At 43.9% G+C, this 22,182-nt stretch carries 22 protein-coding genes; 4 read left to right on the top strand and 18 right to left on the bottom strand.

What is annotated here, in order from left to right; all coding sequences use genetic code 11:
• Positions 1 to 163: 163 nt before the first annotated feature.
• Genes MHH23_RS02570 through sigY form a run of 3 tightly spaced genes read right to left on the bottom strand, consistent with a single transcriptional unit; the run spans position 164 to position 1,214 of the window.
• Positions 164 to 376, bottom strand: a complete 213-nt coding sequence (locus tag MHH23_RS02570; protein WP_008345569.1) for a hypothetical protein — start codon at positions 374 to 376, stop codon at positions 164 to 166.
• Complete coding sequence (locus MHH23_RS02565) at positions 373 to 684, bottom strand: YxlC family protein (protein WP_144679043.1); 312 nt, start codon at positions 682 to 684, stop codon at positions 373 to 375. Before MHH23_RS02565 ends, MHH23_RS02570 begins: the two co-directional genes overlap by 4 nt.
• Complete coding sequence (gene sigY, locus MHH23_RS02560) at positions 684 to 1,214, bottom strand: RNA polymerase sigma factor SigY (RefSeq protein ID WP_007497895.1); 531 nt, start codon at positions 1,212 to 1,214, stop codon at positions 684 to 686. Before sigY ends, MHH23_RS02565 begins: the two co-directional genes overlap by 1 nt.
• Before the next feature lie 488 nt (positions 1,215 to 1,702).
• Between sigY and MHH23_RS02555 the strand changes: the two genes are divergently transcribed.
• Complete coding sequence (locus tag MHH23_RS02555) at positions 1,703 to 2,734, top strand: pectate lyase family protein (protein WP_008345573.1); 1,032 nt, start codon at positions 1,703 to 1,705, stop codon at positions 2,732 to 2,734.
• A gap of 57 nt (positions 2,735 to 2,791) precedes the next feature.
• Here MHH23_RS02555 and cydC read toward each other — a convergent pair whose 3' ends face one another.
• The 15 genes from cydC to MHH23_RS02480 form a co-directional block, all read right to left on the bottom strand.
• Complete coding sequence (gene cydC, locus MHH23_RS02550) at positions 2,792 to 4,528, bottom strand: thiol reductant ABC exporter subunit CydC (protein ID WP_046526781.1); 1,737 nt, start codon at positions 4,526 to 4,528, stop codon at positions 2,792 to 2,794.
• The gene (gene cydD / locus MHH23_RS02545; protein WP_340958829.1) at positions 4,518 to 6,254 is read right to left on the bottom strand and encodes a thiol reductant ABC exporter subunit CydD; all 1,737 of its coding nucleotides are present in this window, start codon (positions 6,252 to 6,254) and stop codon (positions 4,518 to 4,520) included. Before cydD ends, cydC begins: the two co-directional genes overlap by 11 nt.
• Entirely contained in the window at positions 6,254 to 7,270 is a 1,017-nt protein-coding gene (cydB, locus tag MHH23_RS02540; protein WP_338705873.1) for a cytochrome d ubiquinol oxidase subunit II, read from the bottom strand. The genes cydD and cydB overlap by 1 nt, the downstream gene beginning before the upstream one ends.
• On the bottom strand, positions 7,257 to 8,672 hold the full coding sequence (locus tag MHH23_RS02535) for a cytochrome ubiquinol oxidase subunit I (protein ID WP_058213460.1): 1,416 nt from the start codon (positions 8,670 to 8,672) through the stop codon (positions 7,257 to 7,259). Before MHH23_RS02535 ends, cydB begins: the two co-directional genes overlap by 14 nt.
• Positions 8,673 to 9,001: 329 nt before the next feature.
• A complete protein-coding gene (gene isdG, locus MHH23_RS02530) occupies positions 9,002 to 10,123 on the bottom strand; it encodes a heme oxygenase (protein WP_116306471.1) in 1,122 nt (373 codons plus the stop codon).
• A 1-nt stretch (position 10,124) separates the two neighbouring features.
• The gene (locus MHH23_RS02525) at positions 10,125 to 11,138 is read right to left on the bottom strand and encodes a FecCD family ABC transporter permease (protein WP_251210584.1); all 1,014 of its coding nucleotides are present in this window, start codon (positions 11,136 to 11,138) and stop codon (positions 10,125 to 10,127) included.
• A complete protein-coding gene (locus tag MHH23_RS02520; protein WP_335364181.1) occupies positions 11,135 to 12,073 on the bottom strand; it encodes an ABC transporter substrate-binding protein in 939 nt (312 codons plus the stop codon). The genes MHH23_RS02525 and MHH23_RS02520 overlap by 4 nt, the downstream gene beginning before the upstream one ends.
• A gap of 18 nt (positions 12,074 to 12,091) precedes the next feature.
• Positions 12,092 to 12,841 (bottom strand): class B sortase, encoded by a 750-nt coding sequence (srtB, locus tag MHH23_RS02515; protein WP_340958826.1) that lies wholly within the window; start codon positions 12,839 to 12,841, stop codon positions 12,092 to 12,094.
• Positions 12,842 to 12,867: 26 nt separating this feature from the next.
• The gene (locus MHH23_RS02510; RefSeq protein WP_340958824.1) at positions 12,868 to 13,638 is read right to left on the bottom strand and encodes an ABC transporter ATP-binding protein; all 771 of its coding nucleotides are present in this window, start codon (positions 13,636 to 13,638) and stop codon (positions 12,868 to 12,870) included.
• Positions 13,625 to 14,611: a FecCD family ABC transporter permease gene (locus tag MHH23_RS02505; protein ID WP_007497915.1), complete on the bottom strand. Its 987-nt coding sequence runs from the start codon at positions 14,609 to 14,611 to the stop codon at positions 13,625 to 13,627. The genes MHH23_RS02510 and MHH23_RS02505 overlap by 14 nt, the downstream gene beginning before the upstream one ends.
• Before the next feature lie 33 nt (positions 14,612 to 14,644).
• Positions 14,645 to 15,532 (bottom strand): heme ABC transporter substrate-binding protein IsdE, encoded by an 888-nt coding sequence (gene isdE, locus MHH23_RS02500; protein WP_256688828.1) that lies wholly within the window; start codon positions 15,530 to 15,532, stop codon positions 14,645 to 14,647.
• A gap of 77 nt (positions 15,533 to 15,609) precedes the next feature.
• Positions 15,610 to 17,418 (bottom strand): NEAT domain-containing protein, encoded by a 1,809-nt coding sequence (locus MHH23_RS02495; RefSeq protein WP_340958823.1) that lies wholly within the window; start codon positions 17,416 to 17,418, stop codon positions 15,610 to 15,612.
• 19 nt (positions 17,419 to 17,437) lie between these two features.
• Positions 17,438 to 18,094 (bottom strand): heme uptake protein IsdC, encoded by a 657-nt coding sequence (gene isdC, locus MHH23_RS02490; RefSeq protein WP_110487238.1) that lies wholly within the window; start codon positions 18,092 to 18,094, stop codon positions 17,438 to 17,440.
• Between the two features lie 20 nt (positions 18,095 to 18,114).
• The gene (locus MHH23_RS02485; RefSeq protein ID WP_340958822.1) at positions 18,115 to 18,573 is read right to left on the bottom strand and encodes an NEAT domain-containing protein; all 459 of its coding nucleotides are present in this window, start codon (positions 18,571 to 18,573) and stop codon (positions 18,115 to 18,117) included.
• 370 nt (positions 18,574 to 18,943) lie between these two features.
• Positions 18,944 to 19,276 carry a winged helix-turn-helix transcriptional regulator gene (locus tag MHH23_RS02480; RefSeq protein ID WP_007497926.1) on the bottom strand — a complete coding sequence of 111 codons (333 nt, stop codon included), beginning with the start codon at positions 19,274 to 19,276 and terminating at the stop codon, positions 18,944 to 18,946.
• A 179-nt stretch (positions 19,277 to 19,455) separates the two neighbouring features.
• Here MHH23_RS02480 and MHH23_RS02475 point away from each other — a divergent pair, with 179 nt between their 5' ends.
• The 3 genes from MHH23_RS02475 to ribD are packed head-to-tail and all read left to right on the top strand — an operon-like array spanning position 19,456 to position 22,166.
• The gene (locus MHH23_RS02475; protein WP_096882044.1) at positions 19,456 to 20,349 is read left to right on the top strand and encodes a VOC family protein; all 894 of its coding nucleotides are present in this window, start codon (positions 19,456 to 19,458) and stop codon (positions 20,347 to 20,349) included.
• Positions 20,327 to 21,088: a GTP cyclohydrolase II gene (locus tag MHH23_RS02470; RefSeq protein ID WP_008345606.1), complete on the top strand. Its 762-nt coding sequence runs from the start codon at positions 20,327 to 20,329 to the stop codon at positions 21,086 to 21,088. Before MHH23_RS02475 ends, MHH23_RS02470 begins: the two co-directional genes overlap by 23 nt.
• Positions 21,075 to 22,166 (top strand): bifunctional diaminohydroxyphosphoribosylaminopyrimidine deaminase/5-amino-6-(5-phosphoribosylamino)uracil reductase RibD, encoded by a 1,092-nt coding sequence (gene ribD / locus MHH23_RS02465; RefSeq protein WP_340958821.1) that lies wholly within the window; start codon positions 21,075 to 21,077, stop codon positions 22,164 to 22,166. Before MHH23_RS02470 ends, ribD begins: the two co-directional genes overlap by 14 nt.
• Positions 22,167 to 22,182 lie beyond the last annotated feature (16 nt).

The following is a 22,182-nucleotide window of genomic DNA, read 5'->3' as shown; positions in this document are numbered from 1 at the left end:
ATCACCTTCCGTCATGAAAATGACCCGCTTAAAGAATGACTATCGTGCTAGAAATGACGAACTGGACGTTCAACATCCCGCTTTCTTTGACACATTCATGAAACTTTCATTTTTTCTAGATGATGATCATTCAAAAAAAAGGTCAAAAGTTTTACAACGTCTTTCAATCTTTCCTGAGCTTTTCTCCTCTTTTACGATCAGGTAAGACAACACACAGCCAATATAAAATAGAAGAAGATGGGAAGTTGATTAATCCAATGATGCCCCAGAACCATTTATAACGCCCTCTTTTCTTGGCATCCATAAATAAGAGAAATCCCTGTGCAAACAGTAACGGTAATGCGCACAATAAGATGATCATTTCCGTCTGACTCATAAGGAGGACCCTCCTTTAATATGTTGGTATTCCTTGATGCCGACAACCACACAGAGTGGCACGCTCACCACTTGGAGAAGAATGAAGATGATGGGCAAATGAGTAATGGCAGCTGCAAAAAGTGTCATGATGGTCAGACTGACGATGATGTACGCCAGCACTTCTTGTTTAAAACGTTTTTTCTCTTTTGCCTTTGCCTGCTTTAGCATCAACATCAAAGCTTGTTCACTCGGCTTTTCTACTTCGATTTGTTCATCGAGCTCCTGCAGCCCCTCTTTTAAACGATCGGCGAAACGATCTTCTTTCATCAGTCCCACTCCTTTCGAATTTTCTTGATCCCATGATGAACCCTCGATTTCACCGTACCTTCTCTCACCCCGAGCATCGAAGCGATTTCAGGGTAAGTAAAGCCATAATAGTAATGGAGAAGGATCGGTGCTCTCTCCTGAGCCTTTAACTCATTTAGAGCATCCCACATGTCATGCCAAGTATGGCCTTTTTGCTGAACATCCCATTTGAACCGGCGGATGGCTTCTTGATTCGCCTTTCCTTCTCTCGTTTGTTCACGTTTTCTTTTCTTTTGATGATCTAAAAATTGTCTAGATGCAATGGACATGAGCCATGTTGAAAATAATGAATCTCCTCTAAAAGAAGAAAGTTTCATGTACGCTTTGAGCATCGTTTCTTGCATGATCTCCTCTGTCAGCTCTTGTTGAAGGGTCAATTTCATCAAATAACGGTAAAGAAACGAATAATGATGCCGATAAAGGGCGGTAAATGCGGCATCATCCCCCTGTTTTGCCCGCTTGATCCATAAAGTCTCCTCGGTCTGCTCCAAACACGTCCCTCCTTCCTTTCTATCTCTTATTGATTAGACGACACCGGTGATCGCATCGTTTAAAATAGACCTTCTTTTTTTAATTGGAGCCTTTTCTACCTGCTATTTAGCGCATGGATCTATTTGATATCCATTTTTTTCTTATGTAATGATTATGACATGTCTTTGTCTCTAACAAAATGACGCTTTCGTAATCATCTTGATTTTCCTTGAAAAGAAGAACGTCCTTTTCATAATCACTAGGTTACCCCAATACCTATCGTCAATGATCCTTGTCTCATGTAGATAAATTGAAATAATCATTGCCTTAGTTTCCTTGAAAATCGTGGAATACTTCGTTCCAATTCTTAGCCGATGATACCTTTTTGCGTGCTATGCTCTTCCTACATTCCGAAAGAGGCGATGCTGGCGAAGGAAGGAGGAGCGGTTGAATCGCAGCTTATTTTGGAAACGTTTACATTAAAACAAAATATAGAATGGAGATGTTCATGTTGAAGAAAAAAGTTCCAATGTTAGCTGGTGTGTTAGCGGTTGGTCTCGTGACTTCATTATTTGCGCCAAATGGGGAGGCAAAAGCAGCAACGAAATATCCAGAAAGCCCTTCGATTATGGCCAATTTTAATCAGCAAGGATTCTCCACATTAAATGGCGGTACAACAGGCGGTGAAGGCGGTAAAACGGTGACGGTGAAAACCGGAAATGAACTATTAGCTGCCCTCAAAAGCAAAGGAACAAATGAAAAATTGAAAATCGTGGTAGACGGAACGATTACTCCTTCTAATACATCGGCCAATAAAATTGATGTGAAAGATACAAACAATGTCTCCATCGTCGGTAAAGGGACAAACGGCGAATTTAATGGGATTGGTATTAAAGTATGGCGTGCCAATAACGTCATCATCCGCAACCTCAAAATCCATCACAGCAAAATCGGTGATAAAGATGCCATCGGAATCGAAGGTGGTTCTAAAAACGTATGGGTCGACCATAATGAACTCTACAACACTTTGAACTCTGGGAAAGATGACTATGATGGGTTATTCGATGTGAAAAATGACTCCGATTACATTACGTTCTCATGGAACTATGTCCATGACAGCTGGAAAACAATGCTGATGGGCAGCTCCGATAACGATAACTACAACAGAAAAATCACATTCCACAACAACCGCTTTGAAAACTTGAACTCTCGTGTACCGTCTATGCGCTACGGAGAAGGTCATGTGTATAACAACTACTACAAAGGCATCCATACAACTGCGATTAACTCTCGTATGGGCGCAAAAATGAGAATTGAGCACAACGTATTTGAAAATACAAACAATGCCATTGGCAGCTGGGACAGCCGTCAAGTCGGTACATGGCATGTCATCAACAACTCATATATTAACAGCACAGGTAGCCTGCCAACGTCTTCAACAGGTACGTACAACCCTCCTTATAACTACTCTTTGCTTAACGTGAACAATGTGAAATCAGAAGTTGTATCAAATGCGGGTGTAGGAAAAGTAAATCCTTAAGCTCAAAAAAACGTTCGGGCAGAAATCTTCTGTCCGAACGTTCTTGTCGTTCATTTTTTACACGACCGAAAATGGACGATCCATTTCATACAGCTTTTGATAACGCACATTTTCTTTCAGCAAATCATGATGGTGCCCTTCCATCTCAATACGTCCACCTTCAATAAACATCATACGGTCACATGCCTCACAGCCAGTGAGATGATGGGTGATCCAAATGACTGTTTTTCCTTTTAACACACGGAAGATTGTTTCAAGCAATTCACGCTCTGTGCGTGGATCAAGCCCGACGGTTGGCTCATCTAATACAACAATCGGTGTGTTTTGCAGCAAAATCCGTGCTAGAGCCATACGCTGTCTTTCTCCACCAGAGAAACGAACCCCTGTCTCTTGTACACCTGTGTGATAACCTTCTGGCAAAGACTCAATGTAATCGTGCAGCTGCACTTGCTGCGCGGCTTCTTTTACTTGCTCTTCTGTCGCTTCTGGAGAACCTAAGCGAATGTTGTTTAAAACAGACGTATCGAATAAATAGGGCTGTTGATTGAGCACAGACACATAAGAGGATATCTCCTCTTGAATGCTTTGTACCGGTTTCCCCTGAATGCTGACAACCCCTTGATTTGGCACGACTGCCCCTTCTAACAGTTTTAAAATGGTCGATTTGCCTGCACCGCTTTTTCCTAAAAGAGCGAGCGATTCACCTTGCTTCATGGAAAACGAAAAATGCTTTAGTACATGTTGATCTACTTCATATCCGAAGGTTACTTGATCAAAACAGACCGCTTCAACGCCATCAGAGACGGGTGTCTCGTCTGCTGCCTTCCTCTCCACTAATCCTTCATACGACTGCTCTTCATAATGATTTAATCTGCTGACGGCATGCTGATAAACAGGAATATCGCCTGCTGCATCTGACAGCGGAAGAAAGGCTTCTGTTAATGGAAACAGCACAAGCACAAAGGCTGCGATGAGCGTGTGCGGCATAGAACCAGCCTGAACGACTGAGCCGCTCCAATACACGACAAGGACGACTGCTCCTCCAATGACTAGCTGTGCTAAAAATTGGCGCAGACGGATAAACCGGTGCTTTGCCGATTCGAGTGCTAATAGCTTTGCTTCTTTTCGTTCATAGCCCTCAACAAAATCGTTCTGTCTGCCGCTAAACAACCAGTCACTCACGCCCATGACAGCATCTGTTAAATGGCTGTACAGTTCATTTCTGCCTTTCTTCATTTGAATTTGTCGCGCCCGGTTCACAAGTACTGTGATGTATGGGAATACAAATACGAGCAGCGCCATATAAAGCAGCATCAACCCGGCAAAAGGCCATGAGAAAAGCCCAAGTGCTCCAATCGAAGCGGCATATAAAAGCAGCGCACCGATGGATGGAAAAATTGTTTTTAAATACGCATCCTGTAATCTCTCCACATCTTCTGATAACAGCCCAAGCATTTCACCTGTTCCAAGCTTAGTCTGTTTGGCACTGCGTTCAGCCATATCATAAAGACGTACCCGCATTTTTTCAATCATCGTCAAAATGAGTTGGTGACTCGCCAGTCTCTCTGCATAACGAGCCGCTGAGCGTGAAATACCAAAGGTACGTACTGCCACGATTGGGACATAGACCATCAAGATATTCTCAGGTCTTGTGGCAGCTTTTGAAATGAGGAACCCTGACGTATACATGAGCATAGAAGCAGAAAACACCGCAATCGCCCCTAAAAAAAGCACCAAGGCAAACAGCTTTTGATTCTCCTTGATATAAGGTATAAACCAGCCTTTACTGACCATGTGTGACCGCCCCCATTTGTTCCTGTACCAATTGATAGTACACACCTTTTCTTTCCATTAATGATTCATGAGTCCCCATCTCTGCAATCGTCCCATGATCCATCACAATGATTTCATCCATATCCGTCATCCAATGAAGTCTGTGTGTGGCTAAAAACACAAGTTTATTTTCAAACAATGGAAGCATTGTTTTCTTCAATTCATACTCTGTCTCAATATCCAGATGAGCCGTTGGTTCATCTAACAGCATAATGGATCGCTGGCCGAGCACTGTACGAGCGAGGGCAATCCGCTGCGCTTGTCCACCGCTCAGTCCTCTGCCCTGTTCGCCAATGACCTCATCCAGTCCATTGGGGAGTTCAGCTACGAGCTGAGACAAACCTGCCTCTTGCACCGCTCTTTCAACGTCTTCATCTGTTGCATTCGGTTCATAAAAACGAATGTTTTCTCTCAGTGTCATGTGAAATAAATAAGGATGCTGCGGCATATAAACGACTTCTTTTTGCCATGCCGCCAGCTGTAAATGAGCAAGCGGCTTTCCGTTTAGGATGATTTCACCTGCAGACGGTTCAACAAAACCCCCGAGAACATCCGTTAACGTCGATTTCCCCGAACCACTGGCACCGATGATCCCAATCTTTTTCTTTCCTTTCACAGTGAGGTCCACATCCTGAATCGAATAAGGAGCATGTTCATCATGCAAGACACTGACATCTTGCAGTATGAGCTCAGATTGCTCAATCCACTCGTTCAGCTGAACGGATTGTGTCTCCTGCTCTCGGAAGCCCTTTTCCTCTAAAATCACTTGAATCGCCTCATTCGCTTCTTTACCGTTTAACGTCGCATGATAATCATTTCCCACTTCACGGACTGGCAAGAAATATTCTGGCGCAAGCATCAGTGCGGTCAAAGCGGGCAATAACAAAAGATCTCCCTCAATTAAGCGCAAGCCGAGAAATACAGCGACAGTCGCAATGGACAGCATTGAAAAGAAATCGAGAGCAAAAGATGAAAGAAAGGCGACTTTCAGTGTACTCATCGTCGCCTTTCGATAACGCTTTGAGACCTCTCCAATATTGCGAGAATGCTTTTTGCTAATCCCTAAGTAGCGAAGCGTTTCAAGGCCACGGAGAGAATCAGTAAAATGATTGGATAATTTCTCATACGATCTCCATTGTTTGGCCGCTTTACGCTGAGCGACAAGTCCTAGCAAAATCATAAAAACAATTAAAATCGGCAGCGTGACAATGAGAATGACAGCAGATGTTTCATCTAATGTCCAAACATAGACAAGCACCATCACCGGAATAACTGCCATGTTCACCATTTTCGGCAAAAACAGCTGTAAATACTGACGATATTGGACAATGCCCTCCATCGCCAATGTCACAAGCTTGCCTGTTCCTTTTTTCTTCGTGAAAGCTGGCCCTAAACGGAACAGCTGGTCCAACAGCTGCTTTCTCACGTCTGCTCCAATTCGGGAAGAATAGGTGAACATGACCTTCTCCCGCATCAAGGTGAGACCGTGCCGCACCAGAAAGGCAGCAAGAAACAGCAAGACATAAGGTGTTGCCTGCATGAGGCTCTTCCCGTCAAACAGCGTTGTTATGGCATGTGCCAGCCACTGTGCTTGAAAAATAATACTTGCTCCTTGGATGATTGACACAATACCTAAGAGGGCAAGAAGCCCCCTCATTCCTTTTAGTTGAAGCAAACGTTTATCCATTAGTAGGTCATTGGCTCCTTACCGCTTACACGTTTACGGAAGACATAGTAGCTCCAGATTTGATACCCAAGCACAAAAGGTAGCAAAGAAATGGCAACAATCGTCATGACCGTCAGTGAATAAGATCCTGATGCAGCGTTTTGAATGGTGAGGTCGAATGCATGGTTGATCGAACTAATCATGACACGCGGGAATAATGCTGTGAAAAGCATGGTCACCGTCACCATAATACCTGCACCTGTGAATAAAAATGTCCATCCATCACGCTCTTTTCTCATAAAGAATAGAGCCGCTACATAACAAACCACAATGAGTACAGTTAAAGGGATTGTGATGATCGGACGCACGGTATAAATGTCTGTTTCAAGAATAGACACACCAACAAATAGAACAAGAACTGGTAGTGCAATCAATAAAACACGCTGACCGAGCTTTCTTGCACGATTTCTTAAATCGCCCTCAGTGCGGAGTGTGACGAAAATCAATCCATGCAGGAGGCAAAGCACCGTCACAGCTACCCCGCCGATCACTGAATAAAGATTGACGAAGTCTGTAAATCCAGCGTACATATTCATATCTTGATCAATTGGCATTCCTCGTAACATACTTGTGAATAGCACTCCGAGTAAAAATGGCGGAAGCAGACTGCCAAAGAAGATGATCCAGTCCCACGTTTTGATCCATGAAGCCTTCTCGACCTTCCCTCTAAATTCAAAGGCGACCCCCCGCCCAATGAGCGCTAATAGGAGAATCGTAAATGGAATATAGTATCCGCTGAACATCGTAGCGTACCAGTGAGGAAAAGCGGCGAAAATAGCCCCGCCAGCTGTAATCAGCCAGACCTCATTCGCATCCCAGAAAGGGCCAATCGTATTGATTAAAATGCGGCGCTCGTGTGCATCTTTTCCAATTAGCTGCATGGACATCCCGACACCAAAATCAAATCCTTCTAAGAAGAAAAATCCAACAAACAATACTGCGACAAGAATAAACCAAATCTCGTTAAGATATGCCATGATATGCGCCTCCATCAAATGGATCTGTAGACAGGTCCGTTTCATCCTTTTGATCTGTATTCTCTTCAGAATGTGCACCTTTTTTAATTTCTCGAATGAATAAGTAGGCAAGCACGATGGCAAGAATCAGATAAATGGTCGTAAAGCTAATGACTGAGAATAGCAACATGCCGTACGATACGTTTGGTGAAATGGATTGTGCGGTTGTCATCATACCAAAGACTGTCCACGGCTGACGCCCAATTTCCGTCATGATCCAGCCCGCTGAGTTAGCAATAAACGGGAACGCAATCATCCATACCATGAAGCGTAAATACCATTTGTTTGATTCTAGTTTTTTTCTAAAGCTCAAATACAAACCAATCATACTAGCAAAAATCATCAACATGCCGGCACCCACCATGATTCTAAAGCTCCAGAAGGTTGTTTTGACTGGAGGAATGTAATCTCCAGGACCAAACTTTGCTTCATATTCTTTTTGAAGGGTCAGCATGCCTGGCACATCTCCACTAAACTTCGAATAAGCCAAGTAACTTAAAGCAAACGGAATATTGATCTCCGCAGAGTTTTCTTTTTTATCTGTGTCAATGTTGGCAAATAGTGTCCAAGCTGCTGGATCTCCACTATCTTTCCAAAGGGCTTCACTTGCTGCCATCTTCATCGGCTGTGATTCCATTAAGTGCTTCGCTTGATCATGTCCAGAGAACGCCACACCTAAGCCAGAAATGAAAGCAAGCACCATGGCAATCTGAAAAGATTTTTTGAAAAAGGTCACTTCTTGTTTTTTGATCATTTTATAGGCACTGACACCCGCGATAAAGAAAGCACCGGTTGCCAATGCACCAAACAGAACGTGCGGGAACTCTACCCAAAGTTGCGGATTTGTCACGAGCGCCCCAAAGTCATTCATTTCTGCACGGCCATTTTTAATCACAAATCCAACTGGCTCCTGCATAAATGAGTTGGCGAGTAAAATCCAAAACGCCGAAAAGATCGTACCAAGAGAAACAAGCCAAATACATAACAAATGAATTTTTTTCGGTAGACGGTCCCAGCCGAATATCCAAAGACCAATAAAGGTCGATTCAAGGAAAAAGGCCAATAGCGCTTCAATGGCAAGCGGTGCACCAAAGACATCACCGACAAACCTTGAATAATCTGACCAGTTCATCCCAAACTGGAATTCTTGCAGAATCCCTGTCACCACACCTACTGCAAAGTTAATTAAGAAAAGGTGACCCCAAAATTTTGCCATCTTTTTATAGATGTCTTTTTTCTTCACCACATAAAGGGTTTGCATCAATGCAACGATAAATACCAAACCTATAGACATAGGAACAAAAATAAAATGAAATAATGTCGTTGAGGCAAATTGAAATCTTGCTAAAAACAGCTCACTCACAGCCTTACATCCTCCCTTACTTTCGCATGCCGAATGATTCGAGATATTTATGCTCATCATTTCACAAAAAGTTCACTATTTGTTCAATGATTCACAAGTGAAAGTCCATTTGATATAGTTCACTCGGTGAAATTTTACTCTTGATTTTCATTCGGTTAGTTATTTATACCTGTACTTTACACCCATGTGCTTCAAAAATAAAGTAAATTTTACCTAAAATTTGGATAGGATTGTGTCAGTTGTTTGAATACTTTGTCAAAAATATGTGACGGAAAGAGACAATCACAAAAAAAATAGCGCTGCTTCTTCGCTGCAGCGCTTTTGAATATTTAGGCTTTTTTCTGTAAAGCGGGTCTTGTGACTTGCACTTCATAGTACGTAATTTTGTTTTTTAACAGGCCTTCAGGTTTCGCCTTTCCATGAGCATGCGCATCACCAAATGCCTGAGATTTTGTCCAATTCACAAAGTCTTCTTTTCGATTCCAGCGGGTGTGAATGGTCACTTCATCGTAATCAGTTGTCTGCTGAGTGACCCATACTTCCATTCCTAAAAAGCCTTCCATAAATTCTACTTGTCCCTGCTTGTTAAACCGTTTAACAAGGTGGTCTGCACTGCCTTTTTCTACTCTTACTTGGTTGTTTACAATAATCATGTTTGGTTCATCTCCCTTTTGTTGTTGAATGGAGGCGATTGGGATAATGAGCGGATGCTCACCGTCTAAGTGAACCTCTGCCTGAATCCCAAAGACCTCCTTGAAAAAGTCTTCTGTTAACACTTCTTTTGGTGAGCCAATTTGATGCACTTGACCTCGCTTCATAGCAATGAGACGGTCACAATATTTTGCGGCCTGCTGCAAGTCATGGAGAACCATTAAAATGGTGATGCCATGTGTTTGATTCAGCTGTTTGAGTAGCTCCAGTAATTCAAGCTGATGCGCAATGTCTAAATAAGTGGTTGGCTCATCGAGAATGATGGTTTCTGTCTTCTGAGCCAGTGCCATTGCAATATATGCCTTTTGTCTTTCTCCGCCTGACAATGTATGAAGCATTCTGTTTTCATTGGTGCGGCTATTCGTCACATCAAGCGCCCACTCAATCGCTTCATGATCTGACGTACTGCTTTTTTTCCAGATGGAACGGTGCGGACTGCGTCCAAGTGCGACAAGCTCACGTACTGTCATCGATGGAATGGCGGTTCTTGTTTGCATGAGAACCGCCACCTCCTTGGCGATCTCCTGTGCCGTCATCTCTTTTTGCGGGATGTCGTGAATGTAAATCATGCCGCTTTCGATTGAGGTCAGTCGTGCGGCCGCTTTGATAAAAGTCGACTTACCTGACCCATTCGGGCCAATGATTCCGGTTACACTCCCTTTAGGAACAGCTGCTGAAATGGAAGACAGCCGAAAGCCGCCTTGACTGAGACTCACGTCATCCATTGCAATGACATCCATCTTAACCCCTCCCTTTCTTTTTTAATAAATAGAGGAAGAAAGGTGCACCGATACAGGCAAGCAAGATCCCGACAGGCAATTCAACCGGTGTAAACCAGACCCGTGCTGCTGTATCGGCAAAGACCACAAGCACGCCCCCTCCAAGCATTGAAATCGGCAGCAAATACCGGTAATCATCTCCGATTAAAAGACGGATAAAATGGGGCACAACAAGCCCGACAAATCCGATTAAACCACTGACACTGACAGCCGCTCCAGCTAAAAGAGCGGCCAGCGCAATGAGAAAAAATCGAGTTCGCTCTACTCGAAGGCCCAATAGCTGAGCCGATTCATCGCCAAGTAAAAGGAGATTGGACGGTTTAATGGCGAAAAAACAAAGACATAATCCAGCCAGCGCATATGGCGACACAAAGCTAAGATGATGCCAGCTCCGCCCGTTTAATCCCCCTGATAGAAAAGGCAAAACAGCCTGCACACGCTCACTATATAGCACCATAAACCCATTCATCACCGCACCAAGCAGGGCATTGACGGCAACACCTGCCAAGATCAATTTAAGCGGGGAAACCCCTTGATCAAATGACAGCATATACACGACAAGAGCTGCTAATAAGGCGCCCAGAAAAGCAGCTGCCGGAAGCAAATACGTGAACTGCGGGAGAACAATCATGCTGAGTACAGCAGCTAACCCGCCGCCCGCAGTCACACCAATGATCCCAGGGTCAGCAAGTGGATTTCGGACAACTCCTTGTAAAATCGCTCCTGATGCTGCGAGACAGGCCCCAACGAGAAAACCAATGAGCACACGGGGCAGCCGTAAATCCATGACAATTTTTTCATGAACAGGCAGACCTGTTCCCGTGAAGACAGCCATTAAATCCGTCAGCGACAATTGGACAGAACCTACCGCAAGTCCTAGACAGACGCCCACACATAAAGAGAGAAACAATCCTGGTAACAGCCATTTTCGTCTTGACTGCCTTTTTTGAAAATCTAGTTCTGCATTCATCTTCATGATGACAATCGCTTCAATTTCTTCTCTAATTCATCGATCGCTCTGATGACTTCTGCGCCTGGATTTGTCCCAAATAGGTCACTTGGCAGAATCTCAACGTGTCCATTTTTGACAGCTGATACATCGTGCCACGCCGCATTTTGCTTCATTTCACTCATAAAGCCTGCTTTGACATCTTCAGGATTGCTATGTGTCATCAGCAAAATGAGATCCGGATCGGCCTCGATTACCTTTTCTGCATTGATTTGTGCATATTGCGGAAACTTTTCGAGTGCTGGTTCATTTTCAGCAATATTCGCCCCACCAGCGATCAGCAGCAGATCACCGCTTAAAGATTGTGGAAGTGCCGCCATATATGTGCCGGGCGCACCATATACAACGAGTGTCTTTACTTTTTTCTCAGGCTGCTTCACTTGCTTGATCCGCTGATCGATTTGAGCATTGAGTGCTTTGGCCTTTTGCTGCTTTCCAAGTAAATCACCAAATAAAGTAACTTGACGCTGGATGTCCTTCACTGAGTTGGCACTTGTCAAAAGAAGCTGTGAACCAATTCCTTCTATAGTAGAGATATCCTTGCTGTTTAATGATTCATTCCCAAGCACCACATCGGGCTTTAAACTCGTGATCAGCTCGACATCAAATTGATGGGTTGTGCCAATTGATTGTACAGACTTTGCCTTTTGTAGATTGTCTGGCAATTCGGCAGTTGGCCGGCCGACCACCTGGCCACCTAAGGCATAAATGATGCTCATGTCGCCAGTTGACAACGAGACGATCCGTTCAGGTGATTCATGAAACGATAATGTTCTGCCGGCAAAATCCTGAATGTTGAGCGCACCTTGCTTGCTCCCATTCTCGACAGGCGCCGCCTGGCTGCATCCGCCGAGGAGAAGCACGACGACGAGTCCTGCCCAAATCACATGTAAACATTTCAACCGTCTGTCTCTCCTTTTCTAGTAAACTTTCTTTAGCTTCGCCTGTACCACGAGACGCTTGTTTTTAGGTGCCAGCACATGATCACAGGTCGATAATGTGAGAATCAAGTCATCTGTGGATACGTCTGTTTTCGTTTGATAGATTGACTTCTTACGCACAGCTTGCAAGTAGTGCTCATATTCACCAAGATCCTGAAAATCAGTCTGAATATAATCGAAATCGACTGTCGTCTCATACACAGCAAAAATCTCTGCTTCATAGCTTTGGTACAGCGTATCGTACTGAAATGTGCGATGATCTTGGAAGAAATCTTTTTTCAAATAGTTTGTGAGACCAGCAAACATAGACCCATCCCTCATCCGATGACCGTATAACACTGTATTGGGACTTTCATGCAAGACGTCATTACGATAATCCATAAAGATACTGCCTGCCCGTGTGTCATCCTTTACATAATTACGAGTTAAATAAAATGCATTATCGTTTGACTGAACAATTGGATACTGAATCATCGTGTCCTTCATATCAATCCAACCGACAATGTCTTCATTCACCTTTCGCAAATCATCAAATGACTGACGGATTTCTCCAGGTTTTCGCTGTTTCATTCCATCCTCGTGTGTGTAAAGTGTCTGAGCCTTTGCAAGCACCTGACGATTTTGATAATTGCCAAAGAGCTCCAAGCCAATGGCAGTACCGCTATATAGAAAAACACCTAAACAGACGATCGTCAGCATTCGCTGCCCGATCCTTTTCCCTCGTTTCACACTGTCTCACCTGCTTTTTGCACAACTTATATGCCTACAGGCACGATATACATCCCTGTTTCTGCATCCTGCTTAATTGTGACGGACACATGATAAATGTGCCGCACCATCTCTTCTGTTAACACATCATTTGGCCGTCCTTCGCGGATAATTTGTCCATCTTTCATGGCGATGATGACATCACTATAGCGAATCGCCTGATTCATATCGTGCAGGACCATCACGATGGTTAATTCATGCTCGACATTGAGCTCTCGAATGAGCTCCAGAATGTCAAATTGATAATACATATCCAAATAAGTCGTCGGTTCATCTAAGAAAAGGATCGGTGTTTTTTGCGCTAAAGCCATCGCAATCCATACACGCTGCCGTTCTCCGCCTGACAATGAGGCGAGTGGCACCTTTCGCTTATCCGTCAGCTTTGTACAGGACAGCGCCCACTCAATTGCTTTCTCATCTTCTTCCTTGTCACTGCCGCGCATCGTCTGGTATGGCGTTCTCCCAAATGCCACGACTCGTTCGATCGTCAAATCGAGCGGCGCTTCATTTTGCTGATGTACGACTGCCAGCTTTCTCGCGAGTTCCCTGGGCTTGAACGCATTCAGCTCTTGCCCATCTAAATGTATCTGTCCTTTATGTGGACAATGGTTATGTGCCATCAAAGAAAGCAGTGTGGATTTGCCCGAGCCATTTGGACCGATAATGGTCGTAATTTTCCCTTTTTCGATGTGCGTGGTGACCGATTGAACAATATCCCTCTGCCGATCATAGGAAAACGACACCTCACGAATGTCCATGCAGACGATCCCCCCTTCTTAATAAAAAGATCAGAAACGGCCCGCCAATAACAGCCATGATTGTAGAAGCAGGGATTTCATTTGGTGCCACAAGCGTTCTGCCGAGCGTATCAGCCGTCAAAATGAGCAAGGCCCCGCTTAACGCAGAAAATGGAATCAGTACCCGATGGTCCGAGCCGACGAGCCTTCTAGAGATATGGGGAATGAGCAAACCGACAAAGGCAATCACGCCCGCTACCGCAGCAGTCACCGCTGCTAATAACACCGCCGTGATTGAAATCAAAAGGCGCATTCTGGTCACACGCAATCCTAAGTTTTTCGCCGTCTTATCTTGAAGGGCAAGCAAGTTACACCATCTGCTAAAGAAAAGCGCAACCACAAGCCCAATGACGCCATAGACACCGATTAAACGGACATCTCCCCACGTTTTCATCGTCAGATTCGACTGTCCCGACTGATTAATGGTGATATTGAAATAGCTGCAAATGGTCACAAACGCTTCTGCCATCCCTGTAAACATGGCATTGATGGCGATCCCCACCAAAATCATTCGAATCGGGCTTAAGCCGCCTTTCCAAGACAACACGTATACGAGGAAGCAGGCAATTGCCCCGCCTAAAACTGAAAATAAAGGAGAGTAGAAATAAAATTGAGGAAGCGCTGTAATCGCCATTAAAGAAAAGAAGCTAGCTCCTGATGAAATACCAATAACACCGGCATCTGCTAATGGATTCCTCATCACAGACTGCAAGAGGACACCGGAGACAGATAAAGCCGCCCCTGTAAACATCGCTATGAGCATGCGGGGGATTCTTAAATCTTTAATGATTTCTACCTGTGCATGTTGACCGGTCATAAGCCCTTCCAATAATTCAATTGGTGTAACATGAATGCTCCCCGTAATGGCGGAATAAATAAATACGCCGGCTAGTAAGAGACTGACTATCAGAAATAAAATCCCTGTTTTTTTCATCTTGAACGTCCTTTTATCATTAAGATTCGCCGCTTATGACGGATACAACATACGAGTCAATTCATCTAATGCCTCTCTTGCCTTTAAGTTGCCTGTTGTCCCGAATAAGCTTTCTTCGAGGTCGTACACCCGGTCTTGTTTGACCGCATGGAAATGTTTCCAGATGTCATTTGTTTTAAATTCTTGATCAAACATTTTGACGACTTCATCCGGCATCCCATGTGCGGCTCGGAGAATGATATCTGGATTGGCTTTTTGTAAATACTCCGTATTGGATGCCAAATACTCCATTTTCTCACCTTTTACGATGTTCTTTCCTCCTGCAATACGCACAAGATCACCGATATACGAATTCTCTGTTGCCACTAAATAACTGCCTGGTACACCAAGCAAAATGAGAACGGATGGCTTCGTCTTTCCCTTCGTTCTCTCTTGTATGTCTTTCTTTTTTTGTTCAAAATCATCCACAATGCGTTTCGCTTGCGTCTTTCTATCATATTTTTCTCCAAGCTTTGTGATGGCGTTCTCCATCTTGTCCAGGCTCTCAAGGTTGAGGTATGTCGCAGGGACAGAAGCTTGTTGAAAAGGCGTTTCTAAATCATATTGAAGGGTCGTGACAGACAGGACATCTGTCGGTTGAAGTGATTGGATGATTTCCATGTCTGGGCTCATTGGGTTACCGACTGCTGGGAGTCCTTTGTATCGAGCCGGCAAGGATTTTTGACTTGTTGGCACCCCGACAAGATCCACCTCTAGCGCATCCATGATCTCAGCAGCAGCTACAGTCGTTGCCACAATGCGGGCACTTGATGCTGCGCTTTTTTTGCCTTTCGCTGAGCTTTCAGCTGATTGTGAGCAGCCTGCTAAGAAGACGCACACACATAGAGCCGTGATCAGGGTACATAACATTCGATGCTTCAAAAAACAGAAGCCTCCTTTCGAAAAAAAGGAAGTGGATGCGCCGAGATGAATGGCGCACCTCACTTAACATAGATTCTTTATCTTGTACGAGTTTGATACTTTCTGACGAGCACGAATAGTGATCCGCCGAATAAAAGAATGTACACCCAAAGAAGTGAAGTATCTCCTGTTTTTGGGTTCAGCTGACCTGTCTCAGACTTGGTTTGGTCATCTGATGGCGTAAAGGTCATCTGCTCTGCACCCGTTTCCTCAGGGGCGAGATTCGCAAGCTGGCTTGGTTGAGAATCGTGATCATTCGGATTTTTCACAAAGCCGATGCTCTCATCGTCTCCGATCACCGTCGCAATTCCGCTTCCTTCACCAAGTGAAATGCCTTTCGTATCATAGACAAGTTTGACATCGTACTGCTCATGATAATTGGCAGCTGGAATGTCAATTTTCACGCGTGCTGCCTGATCATTGCTTACACTTTTTGCTTCATATTGAATCACTCGTGTATCTGCTTTTTGATCAGTCTTTGCAACTAGCGTCTCTTCAAATTTACCGCCGGTTCCTACTTGGAACGACGTGATGGCTGAGCTGTTCTTCACAGTGTATGAAACGAAATGGCGGCCATTTTTCACCACCAATGTCGCAGGGCTCACGACGTAATCGTTCATGCGAGAAAGCTCATCTTTGTCTGCTTTCTTCATTGAGAAAGGAAGCTTGTACACCCCGTCTTTTAGCTGAACTGTCTCTTGATTCGTTCCGCCGTTCGTTGTGTCTGGTGCTGGTTTATTTGGTTTTGGTGTTTCTGGTGTAGCCGGTGTTTCTTCCTCTATTTGACCGTCCTTCAGTGGAACGATACTTTTTGAATCAAATTGAAAACGAATATCGTACGTTTGATCATAGTGAGCGGCTGCTACCACAATGTGTACTTTTCCGTTAACTGCTTTTTTCAGATCAGACACTTCAAATGAAACCACTCTTGTGTTCTTTGCTTGATCTGTGCTCACGTTTTTCACTTCTTGATAAGAACCGTTTTTCTCTATTTTCAAAGAATCAACTGACGTATGATCCTTCACCGTAAAGGAAACGGTTTGCGTTCCATTTTTAACGGTTAATGATGCTGGATGTGAGAAGTATTGGCTCATCCGAGATGCCTCATCCTCATCGCCCTTCAGCACACTGTAGTTGATACGATACACACCATCTTTTAATTGGTTCTGCGGTGAATCAACTGGTGTTGTGCCATTGTTATTGTCAGGCGTTTCCGGCTGATCGTCTGGTGTTGTGCCGCTTTGATCATCCGGCTTTGTTTCGCTGTCACCTGGTGTCGTACCACTTTGATCATCTGGTGTTGTTTCACTGTCGCCTGGCGTCGTACCGTTTTGATCATCTGGTGTTGTTTCACTATCGTCTGGCTTCGCAGGCGTGACAAGTGTGAGACTGCTCTCGTCGAAAGCGATCTGTACGTCATACGCCTCATCATAAATAAAGCCGCCTAAGTCCCAGTAAATTTTGACCCAGCCATTTAATTTGGCTGATACATCGGCTACATCAAATTTGATCACACGCGTATTCGCTGTCTCATCTTCACTGACCGTTTCAGTGGTGACGAGAGAGCCATTTTGTTCGACCTTGAAATCTGTGATTTCTTTGCTTTGCTTCAGCGTAAGATAGGCAGTCGTCTTGCCATTTTCGATGACGAGCTTAGCTGGCTTTTCTGTATACGTATCCATCATGGATGCTTCAGTGCTGCCATTTTTTAAAATGGTGAATCCGGCCGTATATTCACCATCAACCAATGATGCCGCCTGAGCCGTTCCTTGAGGCAGCTGAAACGCAGTCAACAAACTGAATAAAACGAGCAGAATAGCTGTCTGTAGATGAAAAAGACGTTTCAAAAGATGACACTTCCTTCCGTTAATGCTTGATGATCCACTTTCTCGCTAAAAACCCACCTGAACATAAGACAAGCACAAGGAGCCATCCCATCTGGCTTGTATCACCAGTTTGAGGATTTTCTTCTTGTTTTGTTTTGGTGGATGAATCAGTTGTTTTGGTTGTTTCCTTTGATGATTCTTGATGTTTTGCTGCACCTGCTGTTTCTTTTGAACTGTCAGAAGAAAGTGACTTGATGCTGCTTTCATCGAATTTCAGCTGGATGGTATAGTCGTGATCATAATCAGCCGATTTGACTGTGACATGGATTTTTGACTTGATTGGTTTAGACAAACTCTGTGCTTGGAATTGAACAAGCCTTGTATTGGCTTTCTTATTCGTTGATAGAACCGTCGTATCGACATAGCCGCCATTTCCCGGCACTTTAAATTCCGTTACCCAGCTGCTGTTTTTAATGGTCATTTGCACAGTCAGCTTGCCATTTTTCACGATCACTTTTGCCGGCTTCAGCCAGTAATCATTTGCCATCGAAACGGCAGTTCCTTCGGCCTTCATCACAGTGTAATTGACGGAGTATGTACCATCATTTAATGAAGCAGCCTGTGCATTTGAAAAAGGCAGTATAAGTGCCAGAAGCAATGCAGCCATGAAGGCTGGCATCCTGATCCATTTTTTCATCAAACGAATTTCCTCCCTTTTTATTGAACAGTTGCTGCATCAAACTTGACGCGAATATCGTAATTGCCTGTATATCCAATGACCGGCACAGTCACACTCACTTTAGCTGGTACAACATCTGTCAGGCTGTTGACATTGAACTCTACCGTTCTCTTATTAGCAGCTGTGTTTGTACTGATCACCTTCGCATCTTTGTAGACACCTTGATCCAATGTTTTAAAGCTTGTAATCCAAGAGCTGTTCGTTAACGTGACTTGCGCTTTGATTTTTCCGTCCTTCACAACAAGCTTAGCTGGTTTTTCAAAATACGTATTTGCTGTTGACGTTGAATCACTATCTGCTTTCCATACCACATATTGTGCTGAATATTGACCATCTGCTAAGCCTGCTGCTGAGGCAGAGCTAACCGAGGCTAGAGCAAACAATAGAACAAAGCTAAAGAATAATAAGACGTGTGATGCTGAACGAAGTGATTTCATATATACCCTCCTAATTGATATTGATAATTATTCTCAATTGACAATAAAAAAAATAACCTTTATCAGCGTATGAATCACACTCATAAATGATTATGATAATCATTATCAATAGAGACCAAAAAATAAATCTTTGCTTTTGACAAGTCAAAGATGTCTGTTGCTACATGATGTAGTGATACACGGTTTAGGTAATCTGTCCCATTCATGATACCATGGCATAACCTCCCCATTCCATTACAGGGAAAAGAACCCTCTTCTCCTTGATATTATATGATGAATGAAATTATTGTCAACATCATTTTTCATACTATTGACTTAGATTTCTGGAAAATCACAAAAAAAATCGATCAGGGACACTGATCGAAATCGATTAAGAAGGGACATGTTCACCCTTTTCACTATTTTTGCGCTCTAAAGACCAAGCATACATTTCCCGTATGACTGGTTCAATTTTCTTTCCTTGTTCTGTTAGTTCATATTCAATCCGCACGGGAATGTCGGGATATACTTTTTTCTCAACAAGGCCTTCAGCTTCTAAATCTTTCAGCCTTTCTGATAATAACCGTCCGCTGATGTTCATTTCATTTTCTAGCTGACAAAAACGTTTTGGCCCTGTCAAAAGCTGATTGATGATCAGAATCACCCACTTCTTCCCTAAAATCTCCATGGCATCTGTAATTGGGCAGCCATCTACTTGAGCCATACTTTACTCCCTCCTGCTTTTCTCTACTTTTTTTCATTATAACATAATTAATTACTTGAAATAAGTCACTAACTATTATATAGTTTAGTTACTAAAAGTAACAAGGTAATCATTTTTATCAATTTTCAATAAACCATTGAACATGCAGATGCATATAACATGAAGGAGATGACCGAGCTTTGAATACAATAGAGCAGGTAAGATTAGGTGTAACAGAATTACATGTGTCCAGCTTTGAGCGTTCTTTGCCTTTTTATACAGACATTTTAGGTTTTACTTTATTAGAACAGACGGATTCTACTGTCACGCTTGGCAGCAACGCAAAGGAACCAATCCTTGTGCTGAAAGAAGATGTGCAGCTGAAAGAGAAGCCGGATCATGAGCCAGGACTTTATCATTTTGCGGTTTTATTACCTACCAGAAAAAACCTGGGCACATGGCTGGCGCATGTGCTCAAAAAAGGCTATCCTTTAATTGGAGCAAGCGATCACTTTTTCAGTGAAGCCATTTATTTAAGTGATCCAGATGGCATCGGCGTTGAGATTTATGCTGATCGTCCTCAGGACATATGGGTAGGTGAGCATGGAGAGCTGAAAGGTGGCGGAAATGCTCCGCTTGATGGAGATGGTCTCCTGCAAGAAGCCGCTGATTCCACCTGGGAAGGACTCCCGGCTGGTACAGTCATGGGACACTTGCATTTCCATCTCAACCCAGAAGAAGCCGATTCCTTTTATGTGAACACACTCGGTTTTCATATCCGAATGGCTCCCCCAGCCAGCTTATTCGTTGCTGGTGGCGTCTATCATCACCACCTTGCCTTTAATGCATGGGGACGCGGGAGAAAAGGAGCCATTGATCCACGTTTTTCAGGAATTAGAAGCTATACACTGGTTTTCCCAAAAGAAGACGATAGAACATCCGTCGTCGAACGTCTGACAAAAGCAGGCGTTCACATGAACACGACAGGAAAAAGTAACGAATTTATTGATCCATTTGGCGTTCTCGTTCGTTTACAGATTGAAGAAACAGACAAAAAAGAAGGTGCAGAATATGGACAAACACACAGAGGTTAAAACAGCCATTTTAAAAGATAAAATCAAACGAGTACAGCAAGAAGACGGATTTATATATATCACTGGACCTATTAAACTGCCAGTGAATTTAGACGGTAGAACGGTCATGTTTAACTGGTATTCATGGTTAAAAGATGACGGGAAAGAACCATTATCAGATGAAGCTTTAATCGAAAGCCTTTCCTCCCGTGAGCTTGCAGATCACCAGCAATCAAGTGTCCTTGTTTACGGAGATTTCGAACATGCTGATGAAGCGCTGATCCGCATGCATTCCATCTGCCACACCGGCGATATTTTCGGAAGCAAACGCTGCGATTGCGGGTTCCAATTGAAACAGTCTATGCGGATGATTGAGGACAATGGAGCAGGCGCACTGTTTTATTTAGCCAACCATGAAGGACGCGGGATCGGTCTTTTCAGTAAAGCCATGGCCTACATCTTGCAAGAAAACGGCTACGATACAGTAGAAGCAAACGAAGCACTAGGCTTTGAAGATGATACACGTCAATATGAAGAAGCGATTGCTGTTCTTCAAACATTGCGTACAAAACCAGTCAGACTTATTACCAATAATCCGAAAAAGACCGATGCTATCAGTCATGCAGGCCTTTCTCTTTCTGGACGGATTCCACTTTGGGGTGATGTCTCTGAGTTCAATGAAAAATACTTGCAGACAAAAATTAACCGCTCAGGTCATATGAAGGCGGATCAAGAGGTGCGTACGATTGCCACATCATGAGCGATATATGAAACTAGCCCTTGAAAATGCCGAAGCAATGAAAGGTCAGACATCTCCCAATCCGCTCGTCGGGGCTGTGATTGTGCGAGAAAATGAAATTGTTGGGGTCGGGGCGCATATGAAGGCCGGCGAACCACATGCAGAAATCCAAGCGCTCAAAATGGCTGGAGATAAGGCAAAAGGTGCCACGATCTATGTGACACTAGAGCCTTGTTCCCACCATGGCCGCACAGGCCCATGCGCTGAAGCACTTGTGAAAGCTGGCGTAGAAAAAGTAGTCGTTGCTGCACTGGATCCGAACCCGCTTGTTGCCGGGCGCGGGATTGCCATTTTACAAGATGCAGGCATTCAAGTCATCACAGGCGTCATGGAGCAGGAATCCATTCTTATGAATGAAGTGTTTAACCACTTTATTACGAAAAAAACGCCTTTCGTGACACTCAAAGCAGGCATTACGTTAGACGGAAAAATTGCATCTGCTACGTCTGACAGCAAGTGGATTACATCAGAGACGTCCCGTTATGATGCACATCACATTCGCAGTATCAACGATGCCATCTTGGTCGGTGCGCAAACCGTCATTCACGACGATCCTTCATTAACAGCACGGATTCCAAACGGTCATCATCCAATTCGAATTGTCTTAGACTCTAAGCTGTCTATCCCGCTGACAGCAAAGGTGGTCACAGATCAAATGGCGCCAACATGGATCTTTACAACAAAACAAGCCAATGAAGAAAAACGAGCCGCTTTAGAAGCAGCTGGCGTCAGCGTCATCATGACGGATAGCGATATCCGAGTGCCCTTACAAGAAGTACTTCAAGTGCTTGGAGAAAGAAATATCTCCTCCCTGATGATTGAAGGCGGCGGACAAATCAATGCCTCATTTTTAGAACAGCAGCTTGTCGATAAACTCGTCATCTACATGGCGCCCAAGCTCATTGGCGGACGACTCTCTCCTTCTTTTTTCGGAGGCGAAGGCATACGCCTCATGAGTGATGCAATTGAACTGGATCAACTCTCTCTTGAACCACTCGGAAAAGATATAAAGATAACGGGTTATCCTGTTTATCAATAAACAACAAAGCTTGTAG

Origin of the sequence: Bacillus sp. FSL K6-3458 (genome assembly GCF_038005045.1) — a bacterium.
Taxonomy (GTDB): domain Bacteria; phylum Bacillota; class Bacilli; order Bacillales; family Bacillaceae; genus Bacillus; species Bacillus altitudinis.
This window is presented reverse-complemented; position numbering and strand designations above follow the sequence as displayed.

Excerpts from the sequence above, each read along its gene's own strand:
- MHH23_RS02470 (WP_008345606.1), top strand. The coding sequence starts at position 20,327 with ATGGACAAACACACAGAGGTTAAAACAGCCATTTTAAAAGATAAAATC.
- isdG (WP_116306471.1), bottom strand. The coding sequence starts at position 10,123 with ATGGATGTCATTGCAATGGATGACGTGAGTCTCAGTCAAGGCGGCTTT.
- MHH23_RS02485 (WP_340958822.1), bottom strand. The coding sequence starts at position 18,573 with ATGAAATCACTTCGTTCAGCATCACACGTCTTATTATTCTTTAGCTTT.
- MHH23_RS02565 (WP_144679043.1), bottom strand. The coding sequence starts at position 684 with ATGAAAGAAGATCGTTTCGCCGATCGTTTAAAAGAGGGGCTGCAGGAG.
- MHH23_RS02525 (WP_251210584.1), bottom strand. The coding sequence starts at position 11,138 with ATGAAGATGAATGCAGAACTAGATTTTCAAAAAAGGCAGTCAAGACGA.
- cydD (WP_340958829.1), bottom strand. The coding sequence starts at position 6,254 with ATGGATAAACGTTTGCTTCAACTAAAAGGAATGAGGGGGCTTCTTGCC.
- MHH23_RS02505 (WP_007497915.1), bottom strand. The coding sequence starts at position 14,611 with ATGAAAAAAACAGGGATTTTATTTCTGATAGTCAGTCTCTTACTAGCC.
- MHH23_RS02555 (WP_008345573.1), top strand. The coding sequence starts at position 1,703 with ATGTTGAAGAAAAAAGTTCCAATGTTAGCTGGTGTGTTAGCGGTTGGT.
- cydB (WP_338705873.1), bottom strand. The coding sequence starts at position 7,270 with ATGGCATATCTTAACGAGATTTGGTTTATTCTTGTCGCAGTATTGTTT.
- MHH23_RS02570 (WP_008345569.1), bottom strand. The coding sequence starts at position 376 with ATGAGTCAGACGGAAATGATCATCTTATTGTGCGCATTACCGTTACTG.
- cydC (WP_046526781.1), bottom strand. The coding sequence starts at position 4,528 with ATGGTCAGTAAAGGCTGGTTTATACCTTATATCAAGGAGAATCAAAAG.
- isdC (WP_110487238.1), bottom strand. The coding sequence starts at position 18,094 with ATGAAAAAATGGATCAGGATGCCAGCCTTCATGGCTGCATTGCTTCTG.
- MHH23_RS02510 (WP_340958824.1), bottom strand. The coding sequence starts at position 13,638 with ATGGACATTCGTGAGGTGTCGTTTTCCTATGATCGGCAGAGGGATATT.
- MHH23_RS02480 (WP_007497926.1), bottom strand. The coding sequence starts at position 19,276 with ATGGCTCAAGTAGATGGCTGCCCAATTACAGATGCCATGGAGATTTTA.